Origin of the sequence: Radiobacillus deserti (assembly GCF_007301515.1) — a bacterium.
Lineage (GTDB): Bacteria > Bacillota > Bacilli > Bacillales > Amphibacillaceae > Radiobacillus > Radiobacillus deserti.
Genome location: NZ_CP041666.1, coordinates 2,638,541 through 2,662,850 on the forward strand (window position 1 = coordinate 2,638,541; position 24,310 = coordinate 2,662,850).

Below are 24,310 nucleotides of genomic sequence, written 5' to 3' on the forward strand. Positions count from 1 at the left end.
CCTCTCCTATTATTTATCTGATAATGCTTCTACACCTGGTAAAGCTTTTCCTTCCATAAACTCTAAGGAAGCTCCACCACCAGTAGAAATGTGATCCATCTTATCTGCTAAACCGAACTTTTCAACCGCTGCTGCAGAGTCTCCTCCACCGATTACCGTGTAGCCTTTTGTATCTGCAAGTGCATCTGCTACAGCTTTTGTTCCATTTGCGAAAGCATCTATTTCAAATACCCCCATCGGTCCGTTCCAAATCACAAGCTTAGAGTCTGCTACGATTTGTGCATACTTTTCTCTTGTTTGTGGTCCAATGTCCAATGCTTCCCAATCTGCCGGAATTTCTTCAATGCTAACTACTTGAGTATTTGCATCATTAGAGAAATCATCTGCGACAATAACATCAACCGGCATTACCATGTTGACACCTTTGTCTTTTGCTTTTTGCATGAATTCTTTAGCTAAGTCTATTTTATCTTCTTCTAAAAGAGATTTTCCAATTTCAAATCCTCTTGCTTTTACGAACGTGTAAGCAAGACCTCCACCGATGATTAAGTTATCTACTTTGTCTAATAGATTTTCAATAACACCGATTTTATCTTTTACTTTTGCCCCACCAATGATAGCTGTGAATGGGCGGTCAGGGTTAGATAAAGCTTTTCCTAAAACATTAAGCTCTTTTTCTAACAAGAAACCAGCTACGGCAGGTAAATGATCCGCGATACCTGCTGTAGAAGCATGCGCACGGTGAGCTGCACCAAATGCATCATTTACGAAAAGATCTGCCATTGCTGCAAATTGCTTCGCAAGCTCTGGATCATTCTTTTCTTCACCAGGTTGGAAACGTACGTTTTCAATTAACAGGACATCTCCTTCCTGTAATTGAGAAATTGCTTGGTTCACTTCATCGCCATATACTTCATCTGTTTTGGTTACAGTCTTCCCTAGTAACTCACTTAGACGCTTTGCAACCGAATCCAAGCGTAAATCTTCTGCTACTTGACCCTTTGGACGTCCGAGGTGACTTGCTAAAATAACTTTCGCACCCTGCTCTACTAAATATTGAATCGTAGGAAGAGCAGCTCGAATTCTCGTATCATCACTTACTTCTCCATTGCTTAAAGGAACGTTAAAGTCCACACGACAAAATACTTTCTTCCCTTTTAATTCCACGTCACGAATCGTTTGTTTGTTCAATGCAGGTACCTCCTTTGGATTTTGGATGTGTTTTTATGTAGTGATTAAAAGGAAACACGATCCAAGTATCATTTCTGGTTATACAAGGGAAAAAGGGAGGAGAATCAATCCCCCTCCCCTATTACTATCTCTTAAAGTCCTTTGTTTTTAAGGAATACAGCTAAGTCGACGCAACGGGAAGAGTAACCCATTTCGTTATCATACCAAGAAACTACTTTTACCATGTTACCTTCCATTACCATTGTAGAAAGTGCATCAATAGTAGAAGAGTTAGTGTTACCTACATAGTCAGCAGATACTAATGGCTCTTCGCTGTATCCAAGGATACCTTTAAGGTGTCCTTCTGCAGCTTCTTTGAATGCTGCGTTTACTTCGTCAGCAGTTACGTCTTTATCTAACTCAGCAACTAAGTCCACTAAAGAACCGTCTGGAGTAGGTACACGCATTGCCATACCATTTAGTTTACCTTTTAATTCAGGTAATACTAGAGATACTGCTTTTGCCGCCCCAGTAGATGTAGGAATAATGTTTTCTGCAGCTGCACGAGCACGACGGTAGTCTTTGTGCGGTAAGTCTAAAATTTGTTGGTCATTTGTGTAAGAGTGGACGGTAGTCATCATACCGCGTTTCAAACCAAATTTATCGTTAAGTACTTTTGCGAATGGTGCAAGACAGTTTGTTGTACAAGATGCATTTGAAATAACGTGGTGGCTAGCTGCATCGTATTTGTCTTCGTTAACACCCATAACTACTGTAATATCTTCATCATTTGCTGGAGCAGAGATGACAACTTTTTTCGCGCCTGCATCAAGGTGTTTCTTCGCATCTTCACGTTTTGTGAAGCGACCAGTAGATTCGATTACTACTTCTACACCAAGATTTCCCCATCCTAGATTAGCTGGGTCACGTTCAGAAAGAACTTTGATTTCTTTACCTGCTACAACTAAGTTTGTTCCATTAACTTTTACTTCTTCTTCTAATTTTCCGTGAACGGAATCATATTTCAATAGATGTGCTAGCATGTTAGCATCTGTCAAATCGTTTACTGCAACAACTTCTACCTCATTGTTTTTTAACGCTTGACGGAATACGTTACGGCCAATACGTCCAAAACCATTAATACCTACTTTTACAGTCATTGTTACTTCCTCCTTAGTGTTTCTATAATTATTTTAAAAGGGATGATTCCCCTAATAAACGATGTGCAGCAGCTTCGTCTGTAATTAAGACGTTGCTTTTACCTTGTTTAAAGTACGATTGAATCGCATCGGCTTTGGATTCTCCACCCGCGATTGCAATGACACAATTCGTCTTCGCTAGGTCTTCCAATTGAAGTCCGACTGTACGTACTTTATACACAACATCTCCCTCTTCATTAAAGTAGTAGCCAAATGCTTCACTAACTGCCTTTCGAGAGGAGATAGTATCCAGTACCTCTTGAGAGGCTTTTCTTCGCTTTGCCATCGTCCAAGCATCACCAATTCCATGAATGACAACATCAGATGCTTTTATCAGTTCCATGATTTCGATGATGGATGGCTCCGCAATAATGGACTGGTAAGATTCTTCCCCGATTGGGTCTGGAACATACAATAATCGGTACTTCCCGTTCGCTTTTTTCGCCATTTCTGCACAAATCGAGTTTGCTTGATTTTCTACTCGTTCGCCTAAGCCACCACGGGCAGGAACGAACATACAATTTTGCGCATTTTCTAATGGCGTCATCATCTCAGCAACCGCCGTCATGGAGGTTCCTCCAGTTACAGCAACGGTCTGATTCGATTGGAGTATGGATCGTAAATACCCGACACGCTTTACCCATTTCTTGTTTTACCCAATCATGGTCATCACTATTACCAGGAATTACAATGACATGATCTAAATGAAGTAATTCTTTCACCTGGCGTTCTAGTGAGCTGAGTCCAGCAGATTCTTTCATGAATTCTGCTAGCTGTTCTAACACCTTATTCCCTTCTGGTGTCAGGAGCATGCCTTTAGATGTGACTTGAATAAAGCCTTGATTACTAAGAAAGTCAATTTCACTTCTTATTAACCGCTCTGCCATATCCGTATTATCAGATAGACTTCTACGACCGATTGGTTCAAGCATGTGAATCTTATGCAAGATATTGTATCTACGCTGCATGATATCGAGCAGATCAGGGAATAATTTTTTTTGAAGATCTATTAGTGCCCGCATGATTTAACTCCTTCATTACGACTTGGGATGTTTTTGTCCCTGCTAGTCATATTCTGTCCCGCATACAGCAAATGAATACCTCTTCGGAATCTATTTTAGCAGAATAGAAAGATATCCACAACTATAATTCTACAAATTAACCAATATTTAATACTTGCTTTAACCGATCCATATCAATTCGACCATAATCAATTACGTTTCCATCAAGTTCTAAAACAGGAATCATGAGGTGGTATTTTTCTAAGAGTTTCTCATCTTCATAAATATCGATTTCTTTTATCGATATATTCAAATCCTCTTGAAAAAGTTCCAGCAGAAGCTTTGCCTCCTCACATAGATGACATTCCCTTTTTGTATAGAACAAAACTTCTTTCACGTTAATTCCCTCGTTTCTTTCGGTATTTTGTCGACAAAATACCCAGTTGTTCCCGATATTTTGCAACTGTTCTTCTAGCAATTTGAACGGCATACGTCTCATGTAATAGGAGCTTCACCTTTTCATCCGAATACGGTTTATTTGGATCTTCTTTTCGAATAATGTCCTTTATCATCTGTTTTACTGAATAGGAAGATACAACATCTCCCTCTTCTTTCATCAAACTCCTTTGAAGAAAAAATTGCAAGGAAAACGTTCCGTACGGAGTTTGGACGTATTTTTTCTGAAATAGACGACTCACAGTCGAAACATGAACGTCTAATTCGTCTGCCAAATCTCGTAGAGTTAATGGTCGTAGATAATGAGGTCCATAATCAAAAAAGGCTTGTTGCTTTTCTAACAGGATTTCGAGAACACTTTCTAAATGAAGTTTTCGATAACGGATAGAAGATTCGAGCCAAAGGAGCTGTTTTTTTCTTTCCTTTAAATAATTTATCGTTTCTTTATCTAACTCATTCATTTCCATATAGTTTGTATGTACATGAAACATCGGATTGTTCCATTGGTGTATGTGAATTATCCACTGTCCTTCTTCATTCCGAATGATCTCTGCGTCTGGGGTTATGTAGTCACCAGAAGAATGAATCAACAATTGCCCTGGCTTTGGATGACAGCATTTAATATGCTCAATGCTCTCTTTGGCTATGGCTTCAGAAACACCGAAAGCATTCCCTATCTGTTTTGTATTCGATTGAGCAACCCAATCTAAATGTGTTTCCACTAGCTTTTGTGCTATCTCATCCTCTGGAAAACGTGCACGTAATTGTAGACTTAAGCATTCGGATACTTCTCGTGCGCCTATTCCCTTTGGTTCTAACGATTGAATCATCTCTAAAGCATGCGAAACTTCATCGACACTTACACGACAGTCCTCCGACCACTTTTCCAGAGAAATAGTAAGGTATCCGTCCTCGTCCAAATTATCAATTCCATACTCTACTAGTTTCTGTTTGGCTGGTGATAAATTGTAATCCAATAGCTGCTCTTTTATTTGGTCATAGAAAGAAGGGAGAGGGCAACTTGTCACTTCATCAGCGTTTACTTCGAATTGATGGCTTTTTCCTTCATATGGATACTCAATCGCTTCAATTAATGGGTTTTCATCCGCTATTTCTTGTACAAATTGGTGAATTTCCATGGTATTCATTTGAAGCAGTTCAATCGACTGCGAAAGCTGTTGTGTCATTTTCCGCTGAAGGGATTGCACCAGAACTGGCTTTTGCATCATACTCCCCCCTTTCCTTACAGTACTTTTTGTGCCGTTTCCTTTAAAACATTCGCTGATTGTTCAAATAATTGTTTTTCCCTAACAGTTAAGTCTAATTCTATTACTTGGCGGATTCCAGTTTCATTCACAATCGCGGGTGCCCCTATATATACATCCTCCAAACCATATTCTCCTTCTAATAAGGTTGAAACGGTTAAGATGGAATTCTCATTGTTTAATATTGCTTTCGTTAAGCGGACAAGACCTAACGCGATTCCATAATAGGTAGCACCTTTGCGTTGGATGATTTGGTATGCAGCATCGCGGACATTTTCAAATATATGGACCATATCTGGATGGTCGTGAATTTCTTCAGTTTCTAAAAACTTTTTCAACGGAACGCTCCCAATTTGAACATGGCTCCAAACAGGTAATTCTGAGTCTCCATGTTCCCCAATGATATAACCATGCACGTTTCTTGAATCAATATCGAAATAATCACTAAGTAAATAACGGAAACGAGCGGTATCTAATATTGTACCGGAACCTATCACACGTTGCTTAGCAAGGCCTGACACCTTTTGCGTAACATGGGATAATACATCTACAGGATTTGTTGCGACAATAAAAATCCCTTGAAATCCAGTTTCCATAATCTCCTTCACGATACTTTCAAAAATCTTAGCATTCTTCACCACAAGATCTAATCGAGTTTCTCCCGGTTTCTGATTAGCACCTGCTGTAATCACCACAATATCAGCATCCTGGCAATCTTGGTAGCTTCCAGCCCATATTCTCATCTGGGAACCGAAAGGCAGACCATGGTTTAAGTCACGAGCTTCTCCTTCCGCTTTTTCTTTGTTTACATCAATTAGCACAAGCTCGTTTGCCACTCCTTGATTTAGTAAGGAAAAAGCGTAACTAGAACCTACAAACCCCGTACCGACAACTACTACTTTTCTTTTTTTTGAATGCGGAAACGGCATGTATGTATTCATCCTTTCTTAATAGGTAGTATCTCTTTATACGTTCACTATATCCAACTATAGAAGTCCTGACAATGAGGTTTGTCACATATTAAACAAGAGCAGCCTCTTAACTTTGAGGCTGCTCTTGTTATGCAAGTTCCGAAGCTAACGCGAATGCATTGGTTAAGCTTTCTTGTTTTTCTTGAATTCTAAATCCTTTTAGATTAGTGTGCGCTTGCAAGTAAGTGCGTATCTCTGTTTCATGCCCCGTAACGATGGAGCAGCTTATCCATTGGTTTTCCATCCTTACCTTCCAATGATTTCGAACCTGTAAATGACTATTCGATAAGTCCCCAATGACAAACCAGCTTTGTTCCTCTAACTGAAGTCCCGTTACATACGATATTTCATCTTTCGGTAATTCTTTTTCTGTGAAGTGATAAAGATTCACCAAATCCTCTATAATTGCACTAGCTGTAGGCAGTGCGCCTGCCCCAGGTCCTTCTAGTTTTACATTCCCAACAATATCTCCGCTTACAATCACAGCGTTTTCCACACCCTCGACCGAATATAACGGATGGGAACCAGATAAAAGAACAGGTTCAACCTTCACCTGCACGTGTTCACCAATTCTTTCAATCGTGGCAACATGCTTAATTTTACAACCAATAGATTCTGCAGCAATGATATCCTCTAGCGTGATATGTCGAATTCCTTGGTGGATAACCTGCTCCCATTTTGGTTGTTTACGGAATAAAAGGTCGGATAGGACCATCAGTTTGTAGAAAGCATCCCAGCCATCAATATCATTACTTGGATCTGCCTCTGCATAGCCATTATCTTGTGCTAGACGGAGTGAATCTCCAAAACTAGATTGTGTTTCACGAATGTGGGTCAAAATATAATTCGATGTCCCGTTCAAAATAGCTTCGATCCGCTGCACTTGATTCACTCGCAGCAAATGCTTAAGCGTACTTATCACTGGAATACCACCAGCTACTGCCGCTTCAAATTCTATCCGTACTTGATGCTTCTTCGCTTTATCCCGAAGAACATCTCCACGATGAGCAATAAGTTCCTTGTTTGCCGTAATAACGTGCAGGCCTTTTTCAATCGCTTTTGAAATATACGTGTATCCCGGTTCGACTCCTACAATAGCTTCGATAACTACGTCTAAGTCTGGAATGTTTAGAATGTCTTCGATGTCTGAGCTCACAACGATATGAGAATCAATCTCTCTTTTTTTGTTCGTGTTTTTGATTAATACTCCGGCAATTTCCACTTTGCGTCCTAGAAGAGATTGTAACCGCTGCTGATGCGATTGTACGGTTTGATACACACCACTTCCCACGGTACCAAAGCCTAACAATGCGACTTTCAATGATGACATGTTACATCCCCTCCTTATACGTGAATTTGCTTGCTTTTATCGATTTCTCTTTGTTTTAATTTTCGTCTTAGAATCTTCCCACTAATTTTCGTCTTCGGAAGCTCATCCATTACTTCTATTTCTCGAGGTGCAGCATGTGCAGACAAGTGCTTTCTTACAAACAAACGAATTTCTTCTAGTAAAGCCTCTGATTCTGTATATCCATTACGCAATGTAATAAATGCTTTTACAAGCTCACCACGCACTGGGTCAGGCTTTCCAATTACACCTGCTTCCGCAACCGCAGGATGCTCAATCAGCTTACTTTCTACTTCAAAAGGTCCAATTCTTTCTCCAGCGGAATTAATCATATCGTCGCTTCTTCCTTGGAAAAAGACATAACCTTCTTCATCCTGTAACGCTAAATCACCTGAAATATACCAGCCATCATATTGGAAATACGAATTGTATTTGTCCTGATTTCCCCAGATTTCTTTCATCAAGCCTGGCCATGGAGCACGAACGGCTAATTGACCAACCTCGCCTGGTGAAAGCTTATTTCCTTCCTCATCTAAAATACCAACTTCAATCCCAGGAAATGGTCTCCCCATGGAACCTGGTTTAATCGTTTCGGAAGGCAGGTTGACAATTAAATGTCCACCTGTTTCCGTCATCCACCACGTATCATGAATCCGTAAGCCTAAGTTTTTCCATGACCATTGGACAACCTCGGGATTTAATGGTTCACCAACACTCAACACGTGCCGCAAGGAGGATAAATCATAATTTTTATACAAATCCCCTTGAGACATAAGCATTCTAAACGCAGTCGGCGCACTATACCAAGTCGTAATGTTTAATTCTTCTATCAGTTGGAACCAATTCTCTGCTTTAAATCGTCCACCTTGAATAACGATGGTAGCTCGATTCAGCCAAGGGGCAAATAACCCATAAACACTTCCTGTTACCCAGCCGGGATGGGAGGTACACCAGTAAACATCATCCTCCTTCACATCTAACACCCATTTACCTGATTGATAGTGATGTGTAACAGCACGATGGGCATGTAGAACTCCTTTCGGCTTTCCTGTTGAACCACTTGTGTAGTGTATGATTAAGCCGTCTTCTGGATCGACCCATTCCGTTAGTTCTCCAACCTCTTCATATGGAGTCGCTTCTACATCTTCCACATATAAAGTGGTTTTTAAGGATGGTAAATCTGCATAAGGGACACGCTGACCTAGTACTCGGTCGGTAATGAGCACCGTACCACTACAGTCTTGAATTCGATCCCGTACTGCATCTTCCATGAAAGCCTCAAATAATGGGCCAGCAATTGCTCCAACTTTAATTACGGATAATATTGCAATATAACATTCTGGGTTTTTCGGTAAAAAAACAAAAACACGATCACCCTTTTGAACGCCATGTTCTTTCAAGATGCGCGCATAGTGATCTGTTTTTTGTTTCACTTGTTGAAACGTATATGTTTTTCTTTCATTCGCTTCCTCGTTCACATAATACAGGGCTATTTTATCGCCATATCCTTCTTCCACATGGCGATCAATCGTTTCATAGGCAGCGTTAAGCTTACCCGTTTGATGAAAGCTAAGCTCGGGAGCAGCTTGCTCCCAAGAAAAGTCCTTCACCACTTGTTTATAATTTTCAATATTATAGGTTCCTGGTACTGGTTCAATGGTTTTCAAGAGTTGGTCTGTCACGGTGTATCCCCCCAAGATTATGATCCGATTTTCACTCGATTTAAATCTAAGCTATCTAATATCTCTGTTTTGTAGCTTGCTAAAGTTTGGCTGCCACGCGCTCGTGGTCGTGGTTCTTCTAATATAATCTCTCTATCTATCTCCCCTGGTTGACCACGTAAAATAATAATCCGATCACATAAATAAAGTGCTTCATCAATATCATGAGTAACCATCACAATCGTAGATTGATAGGCTTCCCATACATCTAAGAGTAAGTCTTGTAATTGCATTTTCGTAAACGCATCTAATGCACTAAATGGCTCATCTAATAAAAGAATCTCAGGAGACGTAACAAGTGCTCGTGCAATCGCAACACGCTGGGCCATTCCCCCTGAAAGTTGTCTTGGGAATAAGTGGGCACATTCCCCTAAGCCCACACTGTCCAAATACCGCTTCGCTTTTACCTCTTTTTCTTTTTTCGCGCCTTTTAATCCAAATGTCACATTGTCCATAACAGATAGCCAAGGTAACAAACGAGGCTCTTGAAAAATAAAGCCCGTTTCCTCATGAATTCCTTTTGCTACATCATCGTTAATGAAAATCTGACCATCATAATCTTGATCCAAGCCAGAAATGGCACGAAGTAGGGTACTCTTTCCGCATCCACTTGTACCTAACAAGCCGATAATTTCACCAGGCTTTGCCGTAAAGGAAATATCATGTACTGCAGCTTTTCCATTAAAAGAACGAGATACGTGTTGTAGTTGTAAACTCATTTTTCTTCTCCTCCTTTACGATTTCACCATTCGGTCTTGCCAATGCAAGGTTTTGTTTTCGACTACTTTTAGAACCCAATCAGATAGTTTCCCGATGATTGCAAATAAAATAATACTTGCAATAATTGTTTCTGGGGATAAAGTGTTTTGACCTAAAACGAGAAGATAGCCTAACCCTTGGCTAGCACCCATTAACTCTGCCGCAACAACAAACATCCAGCCTAATCCAAGTCCGCTTCTTAAGCCAACTAAGAAGGATGGTAAAGACGCAGGTAAAATGATTCTTCTAACTAACTGGAATGTATTTAAGCCGTACATCTTCCCTACTTCAATCAGTTTGCGATCGACACCCAATATTCCACTTACTATATTTAAATACACGGGGAAAAATACCCCTACTGCAATCATGGCTACTTTGGACGTTTCTCCAATCCCCATCCATAAAATAAATAATGGTACCCATGCTAATGATGGGATGGAGCGGAAAGCTTGAATAAGGGGATCAAAAATTTTTTCCGCTTTTTGGTAAAAACCAACAAGTGATCCTAATAGGACCGCCGCCAGTGTTCCTAACACAAAGCCAGCAAATACTCGGTACGTTGTAATGCCTACATGCCCCCAGAGGGAACCATCCTCAGCAAATCCAAGGATGGTTTGTAAAATAACCGTTGGTGCAGGTAACTGGTAGGAAGGGAATACTTGAAGGCGACTGAGTATCTCCCAAGCTATCACTAATAAAATCGGCAGGATGCTCCCTAACAGAATTCTGTTGTCTAACAGATTTTTGTTCCCTCTTGCTGCTTTTGCTTGCTTCTCCTTCGCTACAAGAACAGATGCAACTTCTCCCTGATTCTTTGCCACGTTACTCCCTCCTCTCTTTTTCTATTCCTCTACAATCTCTTCCGCGAAAGAAGGATCAATTAATTCATCTGTTAATTTTTCAATATCAGCGTCCGCTTTAATAACCTCACCAGCCTGAAGCACTTTACCTGCTTCAATAATTGCTGTTTTTTGAACGTCGCCTGGTACTGGTTGTGTAAAGTCGTTCCGTTCGATTTGAATTTTTGCTACCTCTTCGGAAATACCAGCTTCCTCTGCAACTAGCTTCGCAAGCTCATCTGGGTTTTCAATGGCCCATTTGCGTGCTTTTTCATAAACTTTGATCACACGTTCTACGTATTCAGGATACTTTTTAGCAAACTCTTCTCGTACATTTAAGAAACCATATGTGTTGAAATCAGCATTACGATAGAACAACTCTGCACCTGATTCTAATTCAAGGCGTGCCATGTGTGGATCTAGCCCTGCCCAAGCATCTACAGAACCAGAAGTTAAAGCAGATGCTCCATCCCCATGTTGTAGATTTACAATCTCAACATCATCTGCTGAAACACCCTCTGCATCTAATGTGCGTAGTAAGAAAATGTAAGGATCTGTTCCTAGGGTTGCTGCTACTTTTTTTCCTTTTAAGTCTTGCACACTACTAATTCCAGAGTCCGGGTTGGTTACTAGTGCTGTCCATTCAGGTTTTGAATACAAGTACACGTTTTTGATTGGTGCTCCATTCGCTTTTGACATCAACGCTGCAGCACCTGCAGTAGAACCGAAGTCTACACTATCACTGTTAAGGAATTCTAATGCTTTGTTACTTCCTTGACTAAGTGCCCATGTTACGTCGATTCCGTCTTCTTTAAATTCTTCTTCCGCCCAACCGAATTTTTTCAAGACTAGACTCGTAGGTGAATAATAGGCATAATCTAATCGAATTTTATCTGGTTTATCTGCCGCAGCGCCTGATTCTGATGAACCACAACCTGCTAACACGACTAGTATTAGACCAAACGTTACAATTGCAATAAAACTTCTAATGTCTATCAAAGGTATCTTTTTCATGGCTTATATCCCCTCTTTTTCTGTTTATCTTTTATTTATTTAAGACGTGTATCTCAACCATACTTAAATCTCACATGCGTATGTGGAAATCGTTCCTCTTAAACGTTGTGCTTCTTTGTATGTGCAGCGGTTGTGGACCACTTGCAGCCCAGCTGCTCTTGCTATTTCTGCTGCTTCTGGTGAAACTACTCCTTCTTGTAGCCAGAAGATTTTCGGTCTCACATTCACTGCTTCTTTCGCAATTTCGATGGCCGCTTCTGGACTTCTAAATACTTGAACAATATCGATTGGGAATGGAACACTGGAGATGTCTGGGTAAGCTTTTTCCCCTAAAATCTCCGTTTCCCTAGGGTTAACCGGCACAATCTTGTAACCAAGTCTCTGCATTTTCCTTGCAAGACGGTGACTCGGTCTAGCTTCTTTTCCACTTAACCCAACAATCGCCAATGTTTTTTGTCGTTGGACTTGCTTCCCATCCTCTTCTACTGTCTCATTCGGAGAATGTAAGGCCCATTTGATGACCCCTTCATCATTAATTACAATCTCTGTATTCTCATCTTCTGTTCCTGTAGCTTTTGCTAGTGCTTGATTTAAATCATTTTTCAAGTCTCGTAATGATTCAATACCGACCGATAATCTAACAAGCTCTTCTTTAACACCTGTCAGCTCCAGCTCTTCTTTCGTCAACTGTTGGTGTGTAGTGGATGCTGGGTGGATGATTAACGATTTGGCATCTCCCACATTTGCTAGGTGTGACCATAAAGAAACGTTATTGATTAGCGTACGTCCTGCTTCTTTTCCACCTTTTATACCGAATACGACAACGGAACCAAAGCCGTTACGAAGAATTCTTTTTCCGATGTCATGCGCTGGGTGACTTTCTAATCCTGGATAGGATACCCATTCCACAGCCGGATGCTCTTGTAAGTATTGTGCTAGCTCTAATGCGTTTTGGTTATGTCGTTCTACTCGTAGGTGAAGTGTTTCTAGTCCTTGGATTAACTGCCAAGCGTTAAACGGACTCAAGCTTGCACCAAAGTCACGAAGCAGTTGAACTCGAACTTTTGTACTGAACGCTAAAGTTCCAAAATCTACAGCATATCGAATCCCATTGTAGCTTTGATCAGGCTCTGTGAATTGTGGATACTTTTCCGAGTTCCAGTTAAAATGCCCACCATCTACGATGATTCCCCCGATGGAGGTACCGTGTCCTCCGATCCATTTTGTAGCGGAATGAACGACCACGTCTGCCCCTAATGTGATTGGCTTACATACATGCGGAGTAGCGAATGTATTATCGATAATGAGTGGTACTCCCGCTTCATGTGCGATATTTGCAACTGCTTCGATATCTAGCACATGTAATCCTGGATTTCCGATTGTTTCCCCAAATAAGGCTTTTGTTTTGTCTGTAATTGCTTCTTTAAAGTTGTTCGGATCTGTCGGGTCCACGAATTTTACTGTGATTCCGTATCTTGGTAACGTTGTGGCGAATAAATTGTAGGTTCCTCCGTACAAGTTGGTAGCTGCTACAATCTCATCGCCTGCACTTGCAAGGTTTAAGATAGATAGAGTAATAGCTGACATACCTGAGGATGTTGCTACCGCAGCTACGCCCTCTTCTAAAAGTGCTAATCGCTTTTCGAAAACATCGACGGTTGGATTACCGATTCGCGAATAAATATTTCCTGGTTCATCTAAGGCGAATAATCGTTCGGCATGCTCGGTATCGTGGAACACATAAGAAGTAGTTTGATAGATAGGTACGGCTCGTGAACCTGTCGTTGGATCTGGTGATTGACCACCATGTAAGGATAACGTTTCTAAATCATACGTTGTATTAGATTGGTTTTTATGTTCTGTCATGAGTGATTCCCCCTGAGTGTAATTTTTCCATTAAAAAAGCCCACTTCATAAGAAGAGGGCATAATATTCATCCTCCTCTTATCTTTCAGGATTTCTCCTGCAGGAATTAGCACCTTGTTAAGCAAAAGCTTAATGGTTGCTGGGCGTCATCGGGCCAGTCCCTCCGCCTCTCTGGATAAGAGATTATATATTCATTTTTTATAAACTATTTAAAGTAATTTATACTTTACTAGGTTTTTTTTTATTTGTCAAAACATTTTTTGTTTTCAGAAAAAGCATTTCTAAGCTTCTAGTTTTTGTTTTACGAGATGTCCCCACTTATCAAATTCCACGAGAAATCCGTCGTGTCCAAACCTCGTTTCCACTAGTTGAAATTCTGCTTGATGTCCCAATTCCTTTATAGAGTCTATAAACCGCTCTAAGTCCTTAGTTGGGAATAACAGGTCTCCTTGATAGCCTATTGCAAAAACTGGTGCTTTAATCTTTTTGATCGCTTCTTCGAGTCCATTCCGTCCTCTTCCAATATCGTGTGAATCCATCGCTTTAAGAAGATATAGATAGCTATTAGCATCAAAGCGTTTCGTAAGCTTTTTCCCTTGGTAATCTAGATATGATTCAATTTCATATGCAATTTCTTGATGCGTGATACCAACTGGAGCACGTTGTTCACGCCCGAAGCGTTCATTAAACAAATCTCCTGAACGATACGTGATCATTCCCACCATTCTCGCCAAGCTTAACCCATGCTCAGGTATTGCATCTTGTGTATAATTTCCATTGTTCCATTTCGGGTCTTGAAAGATAGCAAGTCTGGCAATGTTATTAAACGCTATGGCGTAATCATTTAAATACGGAGTTACTGCCAGTGGCAAAAGCAATTCCATAAAGTCCGGAAATAGTATGCCCCATTCCAATACTTGCATGCCTCCTAAAGATCCACCTAATACCGCCTTTAATTCTGTGATACCAAATTGTTCTAATGCTTTCTTTTGCGCATGTACCATATCCCTTACTGTGATGAAAGGGAAATCTGTTTGGTAGGTTTTCCCTGTTTTTGGGTTTGTGCTAAGAGGTCCTGTAGAACCATTACAGCCCCCAATTACGTTAAATGAAATGGTTTGGAATTTATCAAGATCTACAAAGCCAGACTCTTTCACAAAGCCAGACCAATATCCTGGGTTTTGTTCGTCCCCCACCGCAATGTGACTTCCAGTTAATGCATGGCAGATTAAGATGACAGGTGCATCCTTTGGTCCTGCTTTTTCGTAGACGAGTTCTACGTCTGGAAGGATGTTTCCGGATTCTAAAGGAAGATCTCCTATTGATATTGTCCCCGTTTCCCTTGAATCTGCTACTTTCACGTTCATAGGAAACACGACCACCTTTCCCCAAATAAAAGTTTTATCTTTCTAACGAGTTAAAGTATTACTGTATAAAAGTGTAAGAAATCATTTCTAACTACGGTGAAATCCAACTAAAAAAACCTCTCTAGAAGACTAGAGAGGTTCACATTGTTATGTTTCGCTCCTTATCTTCTCTAAGCATTGCTTAGCAGGAATTGGCACCTTTTTAAGCCGTTGCTTAAAGGTTGCCGGGTTTCATCGGGCCAGTCCCTCCACCTCTCTGGATAAGAAAAGTATTAAATTTGTATTCGTACGTATATCATTACATTCGATTAACAGAAGTTTAGCATGGTCGTTTTAACGTGTCAACAATATAAACGCCTAATCTTTTTATTTTTCTTTCTTCATGGTCAACTTTCTTGACCTTCCCAGCGAATCTAAGTATATTCTTTTTAATATCCTATTAACTGAAGACAAACGCTTATGCTTTTTAGACGATTATGGAAAGGAGCTTTTCCATGAATATCTATCAACAACTTGCAAAACGTGTCCAATTAACATTAGAAAAAAATGAAGTATCCGTTATTTCCCACGATCCTAGACTAACACATATCGGAAGTGGCAGAAGCGCTGCCGTTTTTCGCGTCAATCATCTTCCTGTAGCTTTAAAGGTATTCCACCCTGATTTCTCACACCTCGCATCGGAAGAAGCAGAGATTTATCAGGATTTGAAAGGAATAGACTATTTTCCATCCTTATATGATGCTGGAGATTCCTATATCGTCATGGACTTTATTGATGGTAAAACATTGTTCCAATGTTTAGCAGCTGGGATACCTATTCCGATAGAAGTCATTCAACATGTGGATACTGCTATAGAATTAGCAAGAGAAAGAGGCTTAAATCCTTCAGATATCCATTTACGAAATATCCTACTCACTGCTGAACAGAATGTCAAAATTATTGATGTAGTTAGATTTAAACAACAAAAAGCATGCACACAGTGGGATGATTTGAAATCTGCGTATTTCCACTTCTATTCAAAGCCGTATTTTCCAAAAAAGATGTCTGACAAAAATTTGAATCGTATTGCTAAACTTTACAAGAACAATCTTATCCCAGTTCCTCATAAATTCCGATATAAAAAAGCAAAGTAAAGAGGAGAAATTTCTCCTCTTTACTTTGCTTTTTTTGCCTACATGCTATACTAAAAATTGGAGGTGATCTTGTTGAAAGATGTCATTTTATCGATTGCGGATATTATCAATCGTATTCATGATGTTTTAATTGAGACGTTTGGATTCCAAATGTCAGATAAAGATTTGCACTTTTGGATTATTGGTATCATTGGACTTTTTACTTTTTTTATTGTTCTTGCCGTTTTCACGTTACTATCTAAGTTAAAATTCAGCGTTACCATTCTTTCTTTTATATACTCCTTTACGGTTATGGTGGTCCTTGTTTTTGCGATTGAATTGCAGCAAGCCATTACAAATCGTGGGAACATGGAATTTGCGGACGCAGTTATCGGATTATGGGGATTCATCGTATTTTTTATCGGTTTTATTATCCTTGCCTTACTTGTTCTAGGATTGTCCAAGCTCCTAACACGAAAAAACAAGAGTAAACTATTTTATTAAGAGGTGTTCTATGACTGATCAACATGCAACAAACAGAAAGGTTGGACTTCAAGGTCTTCACACGTTCGTTGCCATATCCCTTTTATTTATCGCTGCCTTAAATCCGGCTATATCCTTTGTTGTTTTTATCGCTCTCTTTTTCCTTTACCTTGCCTTTGTGAAGTTTTTGCAAAAAAGTTGGAAGCATGGATTATATCTTGCATTACTCGCTGTCTTGGTCTATTTCTTAAAAGCCTATGTGTAATTTGTCGAAAACTTCTAGAAAATGACGATATTTTCCTATAATATAAGAAATGGAACCTATGTTGTTTTTGGAGGATGTAATATGAATCATGGAGAAGTCCATCAAATATTAAATTTATTTCGAGGTGCCTATAAAGTAATCGAGCATGACTGGCAAACAGCCGCTCAAGAAGAAGGAATCACCATAGCAGAACAGCATATTATATGGATTTTACATCTCGAAAAAGAACTATCCACTACACGAATTGCAGAGCTCGGTCTCTGGAAACTCACAACTGTTATGCAGGTAGTAAAGCGCATGCAAGCAAAAGGCCTCGTACATATTAATAAAAACCCAGCAGATAAACGAATTACCTATCTTTCTTTATCAGAAAAAGGTGAAAACATCTGGAAGAAATCACAAAAACATGAACTTTCTTTTGTGAACTTTATGGAACACTATGAAAAAGAAGGACATTCCTTAGCACCATTACTAGAATTTTTAACACACATAAATCAAACCTTCCACGGAAAAGAATTTACGGACTGGGTAGAAGAGACCTCAAAAAGAAACTAGCTTGGCTAGTTTCTTTTTTATAGGCCATTTTAAACCAATATAAACAGGTTGAGACAAAAGTATAGGAAGCAATGAAAAAAACGAACAATTATAAATAGTGTCTATACCCCGCTCCGGAAATATACGACGCTTTCCGCGGGCGGCTGGTGAGCCTCCTCGTGCTGACGCACGGTGGGGTCTCACCAATGCCTTTTTTCCCGCTGGAGTCTACGTATATTTCCGGAGCTAGTATAGGCTGTTGTTCGGCTTTTCGGCTTATCCTTTTCGTTATGTCCCAGCCTCTTCTACACTATTTAATGGGAATCCAAACCTCCGAATAACAATCCGAACTAAATGGGTCATCTTCTGTGTACAATTCTACTTCAGGCGTTCCCGCATGCTCATAGCCACTTGAAGGGAACCATTCCGAATAAATTTGTTTCCATACGTTTTGCATAGAATGGGGCATCGGTCCATGCACTTCAAAAATAGCCCATTTCGATTTAGGGACATACGTGCTTTCAAATTCTTCCGGTACCTCTCCTTCATGCGCGGCAGCAATCCAATATTCAACAGACTTTCCATCCTGATGATCCGCACATACTCCAAGTACCCCTTTCACAGCCCCGTTGTTTAAGGAGAATAATACTTGATCCGTCCCTTTCGCATTAATCTCATCCCACATTTTAGGGATTTCACGATTATTTTCTTCATTTTCTAAAGAAAATCTTCTTCGAATACCAACAATTTGAAACGACTCATGCTCTTCCACTCGATATTGCATCGGGTCTACTCCCTTCAGATTCACCTGAATAACTAGGCGATTATAAGATTGCAGCTTTCCCGAATACTTTCGCGCTTCTGTCGGAGATACACCGTGCTGCCTACGAAAAGCCTTCGTAAAAGCCTCCGGAGTGTCATAGCCATATTTGTAGGCAATTTCGATTACTTTCACATCCGATTTTGTCAGATCGTGTGCGGCAAGTGTTAAACGGCGCCGTCGTAGATAATCCCCTACCGTACTGTCTGTCAAAATCGAAAAAGCGCGTTGAAAATGATACATGGAAGCATTTGCTTCTTTCGCAATTTGCTCAATGGAAATATCCTCTAGTAAATGATCTTCCATAAAATCAATAGCTTTTTGTAACGAATCTACCCAACTCATACAACTTCCTCCGTATCTCCATGTTACTTTCACCTTGTAAACAAATCCTGTCCATTTATGCTCACATTTGTCAGATCCTCTATTTAGTTCCCATTTAGCTCTTTATAGGCAATAACTTTTAAAGCAAGTAACTCTTCTTCTGTTAAAGTATCTTCTACTTTTGATAAAATCTCTTGCTTTTCCTCGGCCGTAATACCGTCAGATACCTTCGATTGAATCTCTTGAATTTCCCCTAAGCCCATTTTCTTTATAATTGCTTTGGTTGCTTCTTCTTTTGTAGTAAAAGGTAGTGTATTTGGATCAACGTCCTCCGCACCTTCTAGGAATGATTGCAAATCTCGATCTTGTTCAATTTCTTGCTTTATTGTTTTTATTTCTCCACTACTTTCTAATTCAGTAGAAACATACTCCATCACTTTATCTGATGCGTATTTGGTTGCGAGATTATAAGCTCCAAATCCGAGTGCTATAAGTACAATTACTAGAACCAAAAGTATCTTAAGTAATTTTCTCACAAAAATCTCTCCTTTTTACAGACCTTTCTATTTTTTATCATACACTAGTTTTTGGACCGTGGAATAGACAAAATGTACTAGGTAGAAAAAGACTCCCGCCCTATAGCTAAACTTGTTCAAAGAAATGAGATGTGACAAACTTCATCTAACAATATATATTTTAGAAAAATGAAAAGCACCTCAACAGGTGCTTCCTTTTTGGCAAATACTTTTTATTTTTAATCCTAGGTGTCAGAAGGAGTTGTTTATTCGTTTAATAAACTTAGTAGCCCAATAAGCAATATACACAATCCCGATATCTATTAGAAATATATAAAATTGGTTAAATCCTCTTTTTAATTCGAGCAAACCAATTTGGTGTTCTATGGATGCAAACACGAAAGAATATATGAAACTCAGTATAAGAGTATAAACGTAAAAATTCTTACCATTGTTCGTACAATATTGATATATTAGCAAAAAACCTACCGGTAACATGGAAGATGTTATATTAATGGCATACGGTAAAATGGATGTTAAGGAATACGGATGAATCATAAAATTGTATCTATCAAGAATGATATTTATGTACGCCCACAAAATGTGTACAGTATATCCAAAGAAAAAAATCTCAAATATTCTTCTTCTATCCACCGTAAAGCATAGTAAAATAAGTGGAGCAATAAACAAGCTAAGTACAACCCAAAACTGCCATGTACCAAATCCCGAGTAGTTATTCCAAAAAGAGGATATCAGTGTATTAATTTCGTCATTTTGTTCAAGGATTTTTTCACGGTATTCTTTATAGTCCATCTTAACCTCCAGATACTTTTTAGTAATCCATTCATTAGTTTAAGTGTTCCATTGATTACCAAACATATTCAGGCTTTATACCAGAAAATTATATATGGAGTCTCTTCAAGAGGATTCATATGGCACGGAGTGTTCACAAAACTTTCTACAAAAAAAGCAATATACTTCTTAACATTTTGGGGAACTGTTTTTTAAATCTTTTTTTAGTCTCAAAGTAAAGTATTTTACCTTCTATTATAATCATCGTATAATTGGTTCTAGATACAAATATCTATATCTCACTATCAATCATCGAAAGAACCACCACCTAAAATGTTATTAGAGGGAATCTTGTAGAGAGAATTGTCCACTGAGACACTAAGTTGTAGGTTAGAATCCTTATCCCGGAACAGATTACAGACCAATTTTTATATGAGTTTAAAGATTGAGTTACTTCAACAAGAGATTATAACTGAACTAAATCTTCGACAATCCTAAAATTTATCTAGAAAAAGGCAAACTTGTCGAAAGGCAAGGACGCAAAGCTAAAGGGGCTAAAGATAACCTATGCCAGCCAGTTGCCTATGAATAAACTCCCTACTTGGCGTTTGAAATAGGCATGAAATCAAATAGGGGGTATTTAAATGCGTGAACCACATGTACAAGCTGCACTAAAAAAATTCGAGAAACTGTTGAGGCAATATCCTGATCATCAAGGGTACTACAACGTTTTCAGAACTTTCCTTAAAGGCTTTATGCGCGTGCAAAATCGTTCTGGCAACCTTCCAACCACAGAATTATTCACGATACTGAAACATGAAAAACCAAATATTTACTATGCATTAAAACATAATCTAAAAGATGATCCAATCCTAGGTTTCGTATCCCAAATTGATATGGATTATGAACAAGCGAAGAGGGGAATATCTGACATAATCAACTAGTAAGCATTTGGAAATGCCGACTACTATTATTAGTCCGCTGTATCGTTAATTATCCTTACCACTAGCAATCCGAGTGTTGTAGAGGGAGAGAAATTAAATAGTTAAAGCACAAGTGATTTTATTAGTACCATAAGTAGTATATTTGATTATATTAACTTTGACTTAGAGAAAAATACAGATAGTATTGCACTAATATGTACGAATACAGTAGCCGGGAGCCTTGCTCTTGGCTTTTTATGTATAGCCCCATGGTTTTAGTTAATAGTAAAAAATAAAGGAGGCTTTTTATGACTCAATTTGAATACATACAGAAGAATTTTGAATTACATGAACAAATCGTAAAATCAGAAGAACAAAAAGTCTCTCTTTGGGTGGAAAATGTTTTGTTTACTACACATTGGTGGATAGGTTTATGCTTAACCATATTACCCTGGGTTCTATGGGTTCTATTTAGTAATAAAGACAGCAGAAATAGACTTTTATATTCAGCATTTATTGTATTAATAATCTCTTCTTTTTTAGATTTTTTAGGTGTCAAATTCGGTCTATGGCTATATAATTATGAAGTTTTTCCATGGATACCAGCCTACATTCCATGGGATTCGACACTAATTCCTGTCATTATTATCTGGCTGATTGAGTATAAGCCGCACTTTTCCCCTTTACTCAAGGCGTTCATATTCGCATTCTTATCATCCTTTGTTGGTGGAGCTATTTTTGAATTATTTGGTTTTTATGAAAAACTAAATTGGAAATCTTATTACTCATTTCCGATTTACTTTCTCATTTTCTTGGTTGGGTATTGGTCAAGCAGACGGGATAAATACGAACCTTATTGGTGAACATCTATTGAAAAGTCAGTTCAAGAGATAATTAATGTGAAGGAGCAGGAAACTGGGTTGGCTGTGATGAATATAGTTGAATTGATCAAATCAGTGGGAGAATCAGGAACAATCTCTTCTTTCTGATTTTATCTATTATGGTTCCTACGTTAAATCTTGTTTCTGACCCTTAAATAAGTAGGATTGAAATAGATGAACTTTTATAAAAGTCGGCTGCTCGACCATCTAGTTTGGTAACTCCCCAACCCCATACTCATTAGCACTTAACGGTGTTGCAAAATTAAATCTTTATTTAAATAGTCTTCTCCAAACTTCATTTTATTTTTCTCTTCTCGAAAGTAGGACAAGAAAGATTAGGACATATGTCTTTTTAAACAAAAACAGCAAGGGGGCAAAAAAGCCACAACCCTTGCTGTTTCTTCGTTTACACTAGCGCGCCCGGAGGGATTCGAACCCCCGACACATGGTACCGGAAACCATTGCTCTATCCCCTGAGCTACGGGCGCATGTCTGTCTTCTCATTCATTTGTGAGACAAAGAACATTATACCTCATTGTTCAATGCAATTCAATGAATCCATTCATTTGATGTTTCTCCGTCTTTTCTCCTTATTTTTGAGAAAAATGAGAAAAATACCAAAAATCAAAATCCTCCCTGTATAATCATCGTTAATTCAGAAAAGTTAGAATTTTATTAGAATATAAGGAGGACAGACATGAACGAACAGTCTCCTATTTTACAAGTCCAAAATCTGCGCACTCATTTTTTCACGAAATCTGGAGCAGTGAAAGCCGTCGATGGTGTTGATTTCAGTGTAAGAGCTGGTGAAACACTTGGAATTGTCGGAGAATCGGGGTCTGGAAAAAGTATGACAGCCATGTCCGTCATGCGCCTTATCCCCTCTCCACCAGGAAAAATAGTGGATGGTGAAATCATCTTCGAAGGAGAAAATCTGCTTCACAAAAGTGAAAAACAAATGCGAAAAATACGTGGAAAAGATATCTCCATGATTTTTCAGGATCCCATGACTTCGTTGAATCCTGTTTTAACGGTAGAAAAACAAATGGTGGAGACGATTCGAACCCATGAACCATTGAATAAATCTCAAGCGGTAGAGCGTGCTGTTGAGCTTTTGGAGCTAGTTGGAATCCCGGAACCGAAAAACCGTTTAAAGCAATATCCCCACGAATTCAGTGGTGGAATGAGACAAAGGGTCATGATTGCGATGGCGTTAGCCTGTAATCCAAAGGTCTTAATTGCCGATGAGCCAACTACCGCGTTAGATGTAACTATTCAAGCGCAAATCCTAGAGCTTCTTAACAGGCTTCAAAAAGAACTCGGCATGGCGATTATTATGATTACGCACGACTTAGGCGTTGTTGCGGAAGTTTGTGACCGTGTATTAGTTATGTATGGTGGTAAACCGGTAGAGTACACGTCAACGAAAGAACTGTTCAGCGATCCTAAGCATCCTTACACGTGGGGATTGTTAAGCTCCATCCCACGAATCACCAACAAAAAAGCAAAGCTTGAAACCATTGATGGAGTGCCGCCCGATTTAGCGAACTTACCACAAGGATGTAGCTTCGCACCGAGATGTAAATACGTAACAGACGCTTGCTTAACCCGTGATCCTGTTTTAAAGGAATATGAACCTAATCACGGTGTGAAATGCTTGTTATACGAAAAAGAAGAAGAGGTGAGCCCGGTTTGAGTGAACCTTTATTAGAAGTACGAAATTTAAAAAAACATTTTCCAATCAAAAATAAGAATCCTTTCTTGAAATCAACTCGATCAGTAAAAGCCGTAGATGGTGTTTCTTTTACTGTCAATAAAGGAGAAACACTTGGTTTAGTTGGAGAAAGTGGCTGTGGAAAGTCTTCGACTGGCCGGTCGATTCTAAAGCTATTAGAGCCAACAGAAGGAGAAGTTCTGTTTAAGGGAGAAGACATCACCTCCTTTCGAGGAGAAAAGCTGCGAAAGCTCCGTCGTGATATGCAGTTTATTTTCCAAGATCCCTACGCTTCTTTAAATCCACGCAAGACCGTAGAGCAAATCATCACAGAACCGATGAAAATTTTCGGCATGCCTAAAGAAGAACAAAAGCGCAAGCTGGATCGACTTATGGATGTAGTTGGCTTAAGCTCCTATCACAAACAACGCTATCCACACCAATTCAGCGGAGGTCAGCGTCAGCGCATTGGGATTGCCAGAGCCCTTGCACTCGATCCAGAATTAATCATCTGTGATGAGCCAGTGTCTGCGTTAGATGTTTCTATACAGGCTCAAGTCATTAATCTATTAGAAGATTTACAAGAAGAATTTGATTTAACCTATATTTTTATTGCCCATGACTTGAGTGTCATTAATCACATCAGTGACCGGGTTGCGGTCATGTACTTAGGCGAAATTGTAGAAGTTGGAGAAGTCGATGAGCTGTATGCGAATCCAAGGCACCCTTATACAAAAGCATTGCTCTCAGCCATCCCAGAAGCGGATCCAACAGTTGAAAAGGAACGAATTATCATTCAGGGGGACTTACCTTCCCCATCTAATCCACCACAAGGATGCAAATTTCATACGAGATGCCCTTTAGCGGAAGAACAGTGTAAACACACGAGACCAGCTTTAAGGACGGTTTCTTTAGGCGGACAGCAAGCAGCTTGTCACCTTGTCAAGGAGGTGGTGGAAATCTAGGTCTCA

The 24,310-nt window shown here is 39.4% G+C and carries 25 protein-coding genes, 1 tRNA gene and 3 riboswitches; of the genes, 8 read left to right on the forward strand and 18 right to left on the reverse strand.

Annotated elements, in window-relative coordinates; genetic code table 11:
* Nucleotides 1-9: 9 nt before the first annotated feature.
* The 14 genes from FN924_RS14050 to metX form a co-directional block, all read right to left on the reverse strand.
* On the reverse strand, nucleotides 10-1,191 hold the full coding sequence (locus FN924_RS14050; protein ID WP_143895512.1) for a phosphoglycerate kinase: 1,182 nt from the start codon (nucleotides 1,189-1,191) through the stop codon (nucleotides 10-12).
* Between the two features lie 131 nt (nucleotides 1,192-1,322).
* Nucleotides 1,323-2,330, reverse strand: coding sequence for a type I glyceraldehyde-3-phosphate dehydrogenase (gene gap / locus FN924_RS14055; RefSeq protein WP_143895514.1), 1,008 nt, complete (start codon nucleotides 2,328-2,330; stop codon nucleotides 1,323-1,325).
* A 28-nt stretch (nucleotides 2,331-2,358) separates the two neighbouring features.
* Nucleotides 2,359-2,937 carry a sugar-binding transcriptional regulator gene (locus FN924_RS19765; RefSeq protein WP_323368615.1) on the reverse strand — a complete coding sequence of 193 codons (579 nt, stop codon included), beginning with the start codon at nucleotides 2,935-2,937 and terminating at the stop codon, nucleotides 2,359-2,361.
* Nucleotides 2,921-3,391: a sugar-binding transcriptional regulator gene (locus FN924_RS19770; RefSeq protein ID WP_323368616.1), complete on the reverse strand. Its 471-nt coding sequence runs from the start codon at nucleotides 3,389-3,391 to the stop codon at nucleotides 2,921-2,923. Before FN924_RS19770 ends, FN924_RS19765 begins: the two co-directional genes overlap by 17 nt.
* A gap of 136 nt (nucleotides 3,392-3,527) precedes the next feature.
* Entirely contained in the window at nucleotides 3,528-3,767 is a 240-nt protein-coding gene (locus FN924_RS14065; protein WP_228409459.1) for a glutaredoxin family protein, read from the reverse strand.
* A 1-nt stretch (nucleotide 3,768) separates the two neighbouring features.
* A complete protein-coding gene (gene rpoN, locus FN924_RS14070) occupies nucleotides 3,769-5,052 on the reverse strand; it encodes an RNA polymerase factor sigma-54 (RefSeq protein ID WP_158634017.1) in 1,284 nt (427 codons plus the stop codon).
* A gap of 17 nt (nucleotides 5,053-5,069) precedes the next feature.
* The gene (locus FN924_RS14075; protein ID WP_143897228.1) at nucleotides 5,070-6,020 is read right to left on the reverse strand and encodes an L-lactate dehydrogenase; all 951 of its coding nucleotides are present in this window, start codon (nucleotides 6,018-6,020) and stop codon (nucleotides 5,070-5,072) included.
* 130 nt (nucleotides 6,021-6,150) lie between these two features.
* Nucleotides 6,151-7,392 (reverse strand): homoserine dehydrogenase, encoded by a 1,242-nt coding sequence (locus tag FN924_RS14080; RefSeq protein ID WP_143895520.1) that lies wholly within the window; start codon nucleotides 7,390-7,392, stop codon nucleotides 6,151-6,153.
* A gap of 14 nt (nucleotides 7,393-7,406) precedes the next feature.
* Nucleotides 7,407-9,092: an acetate--CoA ligase gene (acsA, locus tag FN924_RS14085; protein ID WP_143895522.1), complete on the reverse strand. Its 1,686-nt coding sequence runs from the start codon at nucleotides 9,090-9,092 to the stop codon at nucleotides 7,407-7,409.
* 17 nt (nucleotides 9,093-9,109) lie between these two features.
* Nucleotides 9,110-9,850, reverse strand: coding sequence for an ABC transporter ATP-binding protein (locus FN924_RS14090; protein ID WP_143895524.1), 741 nt, complete (start codon nucleotides 9,848-9,850; stop codon nucleotides 9,110-9,112).
* A 15-nt stretch (nucleotides 9,851-9,865) separates the two neighbouring features.
* Nucleotides 9,866-10,630 (reverse strand): ABC transporter permease, encoded by a 765-nt coding sequence (locus FN924_RS14095; RefSeq protein WP_228409666.1) that lies wholly within the window; start codon nucleotides 10,628-10,630, stop codon nucleotides 9,866-9,868.
* Between the two features lie 102 nt (nucleotides 10,631-10,732).
* A complete protein-coding gene (locus FN924_RS14100) occupies nucleotides 10,733-11,743 on the reverse strand; it encodes an aliphatic sulfonate ABC transporter substrate-binding protein (RefSeq protein ID WP_143895528.1) in 1,011 nt (336 codons plus the stop codon).
* A 63-nt stretch (nucleotides 11,744-11,806) separates the two neighbouring features.
* Complete coding sequence (locus tag FN924_RS14105; RefSeq protein WP_143895530.1) at nucleotides 11,807-13,609, reverse strand: PLP-dependent aspartate aminotransferase family protein; 1,803 nt, start codon at nucleotides 13,607-13,609, stop codon at nucleotides 11,807-11,809.
* Nucleotides 13,610-13,684: 75 nt separating this feature from the next.
* A riboswitch (SAM riboswitch) is annotated at nucleotides 13,685-13,791 on the reverse strand.
* Between the two features lie 99 nt (nucleotides 13,792-13,890).
* Nucleotides 13,891-14,976 (reverse strand): homoserine O-acetyltransferase MetX, encoded by a 1,086-nt coding sequence (gene metX, locus FN924_RS14110; protein WP_143895532.1) that lies wholly within the window; start codon nucleotides 14,974-14,976, stop codon nucleotides 13,891-13,893.
* A gap of 158 nt (nucleotides 14,977-15,134) precedes the next feature.
* A riboswitch (SAM riboswitch) is annotated at nucleotides 15,135-15,243 on the reverse strand.
* Between the two features lie 227 nt (nucleotides 15,244-15,470).
* Here metX and FN924_RS14115 point away from each other — a divergent pair.
* The 4 genes from FN924_RS14115 (at nucleotide 15,471) to FN924_RS14130 (ending at nucleotide 17,391) form a co-directional block, all read left to right on the forward strand.
* Nucleotides 15,471-16,109: a protein kinase family protein gene (locus tag FN924_RS14115; RefSeq protein ID WP_143895534.1), complete on the forward strand. Its 639-nt coding sequence runs from the start codon at nucleotides 15,471-15,473 to the stop codon at nucleotides 16,107-16,109.
* A 72-nt stretch (nucleotides 16,110-16,181) separates the two neighbouring features.
* Nucleotides 16,182-16,592: a hypothetical protein gene (locus tag FN924_RS14120; protein WP_143895536.1), complete on the forward strand. Its 411-nt coding sequence runs from the start codon at nucleotides 16,182-16,184 to the stop codon at nucleotides 16,590-16,592.
* 10 nt (nucleotides 16,593-16,602) lie between these two features.
* Complete coding sequence (locus FN924_RS14125; protein ID WP_143895538.1) at nucleotides 16,603-16,836, forward strand: hypothetical protein; 234 nt, start codon at nucleotides 16,603-16,605, stop codon at nucleotides 16,834-16,836.
* 81 nt (nucleotides 16,837-16,917) lie between these two features.
* A complete protein-coding gene (locus tag FN924_RS14130) occupies nucleotides 16,918-17,391 on the forward strand; it encodes a MarR family transcriptional regulator (protein WP_158634018.1) in 474 nt (157 codons plus the stop codon).
* A 289-nt stretch (nucleotides 17,392-17,680) separates the two neighbouring features.
* Here the strand turns inward: FN924_RS14130 and FN924_RS14135 are convergent, their stop codons facing one another.
* The 3 genes from FN924_RS14135 to FN924_RS14145 all read right to left on the reverse strand — a co-directional run bounded on the left by FN924_RS14135 (nucleotide 17,681) and on the right by FN924_RS14145 (nucleotide 19,842).
* Nucleotides 17,681-18,535, reverse strand: a complete 855-nt coding sequence (locus tag FN924_RS14135) for an AraC family transcriptional regulator (protein ID WP_143895542.1) — start codon at nucleotides 18,533-18,535, stop codon at nucleotides 17,681-17,683.
* Nucleotides 18,536-18,618: 83 nt separating this feature from the next.
* A complete protein-coding gene (locus FN924_RS14140) occupies nucleotides 18,619-19,050 on the reverse strand; it encodes a hypothetical protein (protein ID WP_143895544.1) in 432 nt (143 codons plus the stop codon).
* A 231-nt stretch (nucleotides 19,051-19,281) separates the two neighbouring features.
* A complete protein-coding gene (locus FN924_RS14145; RefSeq protein WP_143895546.1) occupies nucleotides 19,282-19,842 on the reverse strand; it encodes a hypothetical protein in 561 nt (186 codons plus the stop codon).
* A gap of 483 nt (nucleotides 19,843-20,325) precedes the next feature.
* Nucleotides 20,326-20,407: riboswitch (cyclic di-GMP riboswitch) on the forward strand.
* 58 nt (nucleotides 20,408-20,465) lie between these two features.
* Between FN924_RS14145 and FN924_RS14150 the strand changes: the two genes are divergently transcribed.
* Complete coding sequence (locus tag FN924_RS14150; protein WP_143895548.1) at nucleotides 20,466-20,765, forward strand: hypothetical protein; 300 nt, start codon at nucleotides 20,466-20,468, stop codon at nucleotides 20,763-20,765.
* Nucleotides 20,766-21,052: 287 nt separating this feature from the next.
* Entirely contained in the window at nucleotides 21,053-21,607 is a 555-nt protein-coding gene (locus tag FN924_RS14155) for a CBO0543 family protein (RefSeq protein WP_143895550.1), read from the forward strand.
* 433 nt (nucleotides 21,608-22,040) lie between these two features.
* Here the strand turns inward: FN924_RS14155 and FN924_RS14160 are convergent.
* A tRNA-Arg gene (locus tag FN924_RS14160) sits at nucleotides 22,041-22,113 on the reverse strand.
* 209 nt (nucleotides 22,114-22,322) lie between these two features.
* Here FN924_RS14160 and FN924_RS14165 point away from each other — a divergent pair.
* Together FN924_RS14165 and FN924_RS14170 are read left to right on the forward strand one after the other, a co-directional pair.
* The gene (locus FN924_RS14165; protein ID WP_143895552.1) at nucleotides 22,323-23,321 is read left to right on the forward strand and encodes an ABC transporter ATP-binding protein; all 999 of its coding nucleotides are present in this window, start codon (nucleotides 22,323-22,325) and stop codon (nucleotides 23,319-23,321) included.
* Nucleotides 23,318-24,304, forward strand: a complete 987-nt coding sequence (locus FN924_RS14170; RefSeq protein WP_228409460.1) for an ABC transporter ATP-binding protein — start codon at nucleotides 23,318-23,320, stop codon at nucleotides 24,302-24,304. The genes FN924_RS14165 and FN924_RS14170 overlap by 4 nt, the downstream gene beginning before the upstream one ends.
* Nucleotides 24,305-24,310 lie beyond the last annotated feature (6 nt).

Excerpts from the sequence above, each read along its gene's own strand:
- FN924_RS19770 (WP_323368616.1), bottom strand. The coding sequence starts at position 3,391 with ATGCGGGCACTAATAGATCTTCAAAAAAAATTATTCCCTGATCTGCTC.
- FN924_RS14100 (WP_143895528.1), bottom strand. The coding sequence starts at position 11,743 with ATGAAAAAGATACCTTTGATAGACATTAGAAGTTTTATTGCAATTGTA.
- FN924_RS14115 (WP_143895534.1), top strand. The coding sequence starts at position 15,471 with ATGAATATCTATCAACAACTTGCAAAACGTGTCCAATTAACATTAGAA.
- FN924_RS14075 (WP_143897228.1), bottom strand. The coding sequence starts at position 6,020 with ATGCCGTTTCCGCATTCAAAAAAAAGAAAAGTAGTAGTTGTCGGTACG.
- FN924_RS19765 (WP_323368615.1), bottom strand. The coding sequence starts at position 2,937 with ATGACGGCGGTTGCTGAGATGATGACGCCATTAGAAAATGCGCAAAAT.
- FN924_RS14155 (WP_143895550.1), top strand. The coding sequence starts at position 21,053 with ATGACTCAATTTGAATACATACAGAAGAATTTTGAATTACATGAACAA.
- FN924_RS14105 (WP_143895530.1), bottom strand. The coding sequence starts at position 13,609 with ATGACAGAACATAAAAACCAATCTAATACAACGTATGATTTAGAAACG.
- FN924_RS14145 (WP_143895546.1), bottom strand. The coding sequence starts at position 19,842 with ATGGACTATAAAGAATACCGTGAAAAAATCCTTGAACAAAATGACGAA.
- FN924_RS14080 (WP_143895520.1), bottom strand. The coding sequence starts at position 7,392 with ATGTCATCATTGAAAGTCGCATTGTTAGGCTTTGGTACCGTGGGAAGT.
- FN924_RS14135 (WP_143895542.1), bottom strand. The coding sequence starts at position 18,535 with ATGAGTTGGGTAGATTCGTTACAAAAAGCTATTGATTTTATGGAAGAT.
- rpoN (WP_158634017.1), bottom strand. The coding sequence starts at position 5,052 with ATGCAAAAGCCAGTTCTGGTGCAATCCCTTCAGCGGAAAATGACACAA.
- FN924_RS14125 (WP_143895538.1), top strand. The coding sequence starts at position 16,603 with ATGACTGATCAACATGCAACAAACAGAAAGGTTGGACTTCAAGGTCTT.
- metX (WP_143895532.1), bottom strand. The coding sequence starts at position 14,976 with ATGAACGTGAAAGTAGCAGATTCAAGGGAAACGGGGACAATATCAATA.
- gap (WP_143895514.1), bottom strand. The coding sequence starts at position 2,330 with ATGACTGTAAAAGTAGGTATTAATGGTTTTGGACGTATTGGCCGTAAC.
- FN924_RS14150 (WP_143895548.1), top strand. The coding sequence starts at position 20,466 with ATGCGTGAACCACATGTACAAGCTGCACTAAAAAAATTCGAGAAACTG.
- FN924_RS14165 (WP_143895552.1), top strand. The coding sequence starts at position 22,323 with ATGAACGAACAGTCTCCTATTTTACAAGTCCAAAATCTGCGCACTCAT.
- FN924_RS14130 (WP_158634018.1), top strand. The coding sequence starts at position 16,918 with ATGAATCATGGAGAAGTCCATCAAATATTAAATTTATTTCGAGGTGCC.
- FN924_RS14090 (WP_143895524.1), bottom strand. The coding sequence starts at position 9,850 with ATGAGTTTACAACTACAACACGTATCTCGTTCTTTTAATGGAAAAGCT.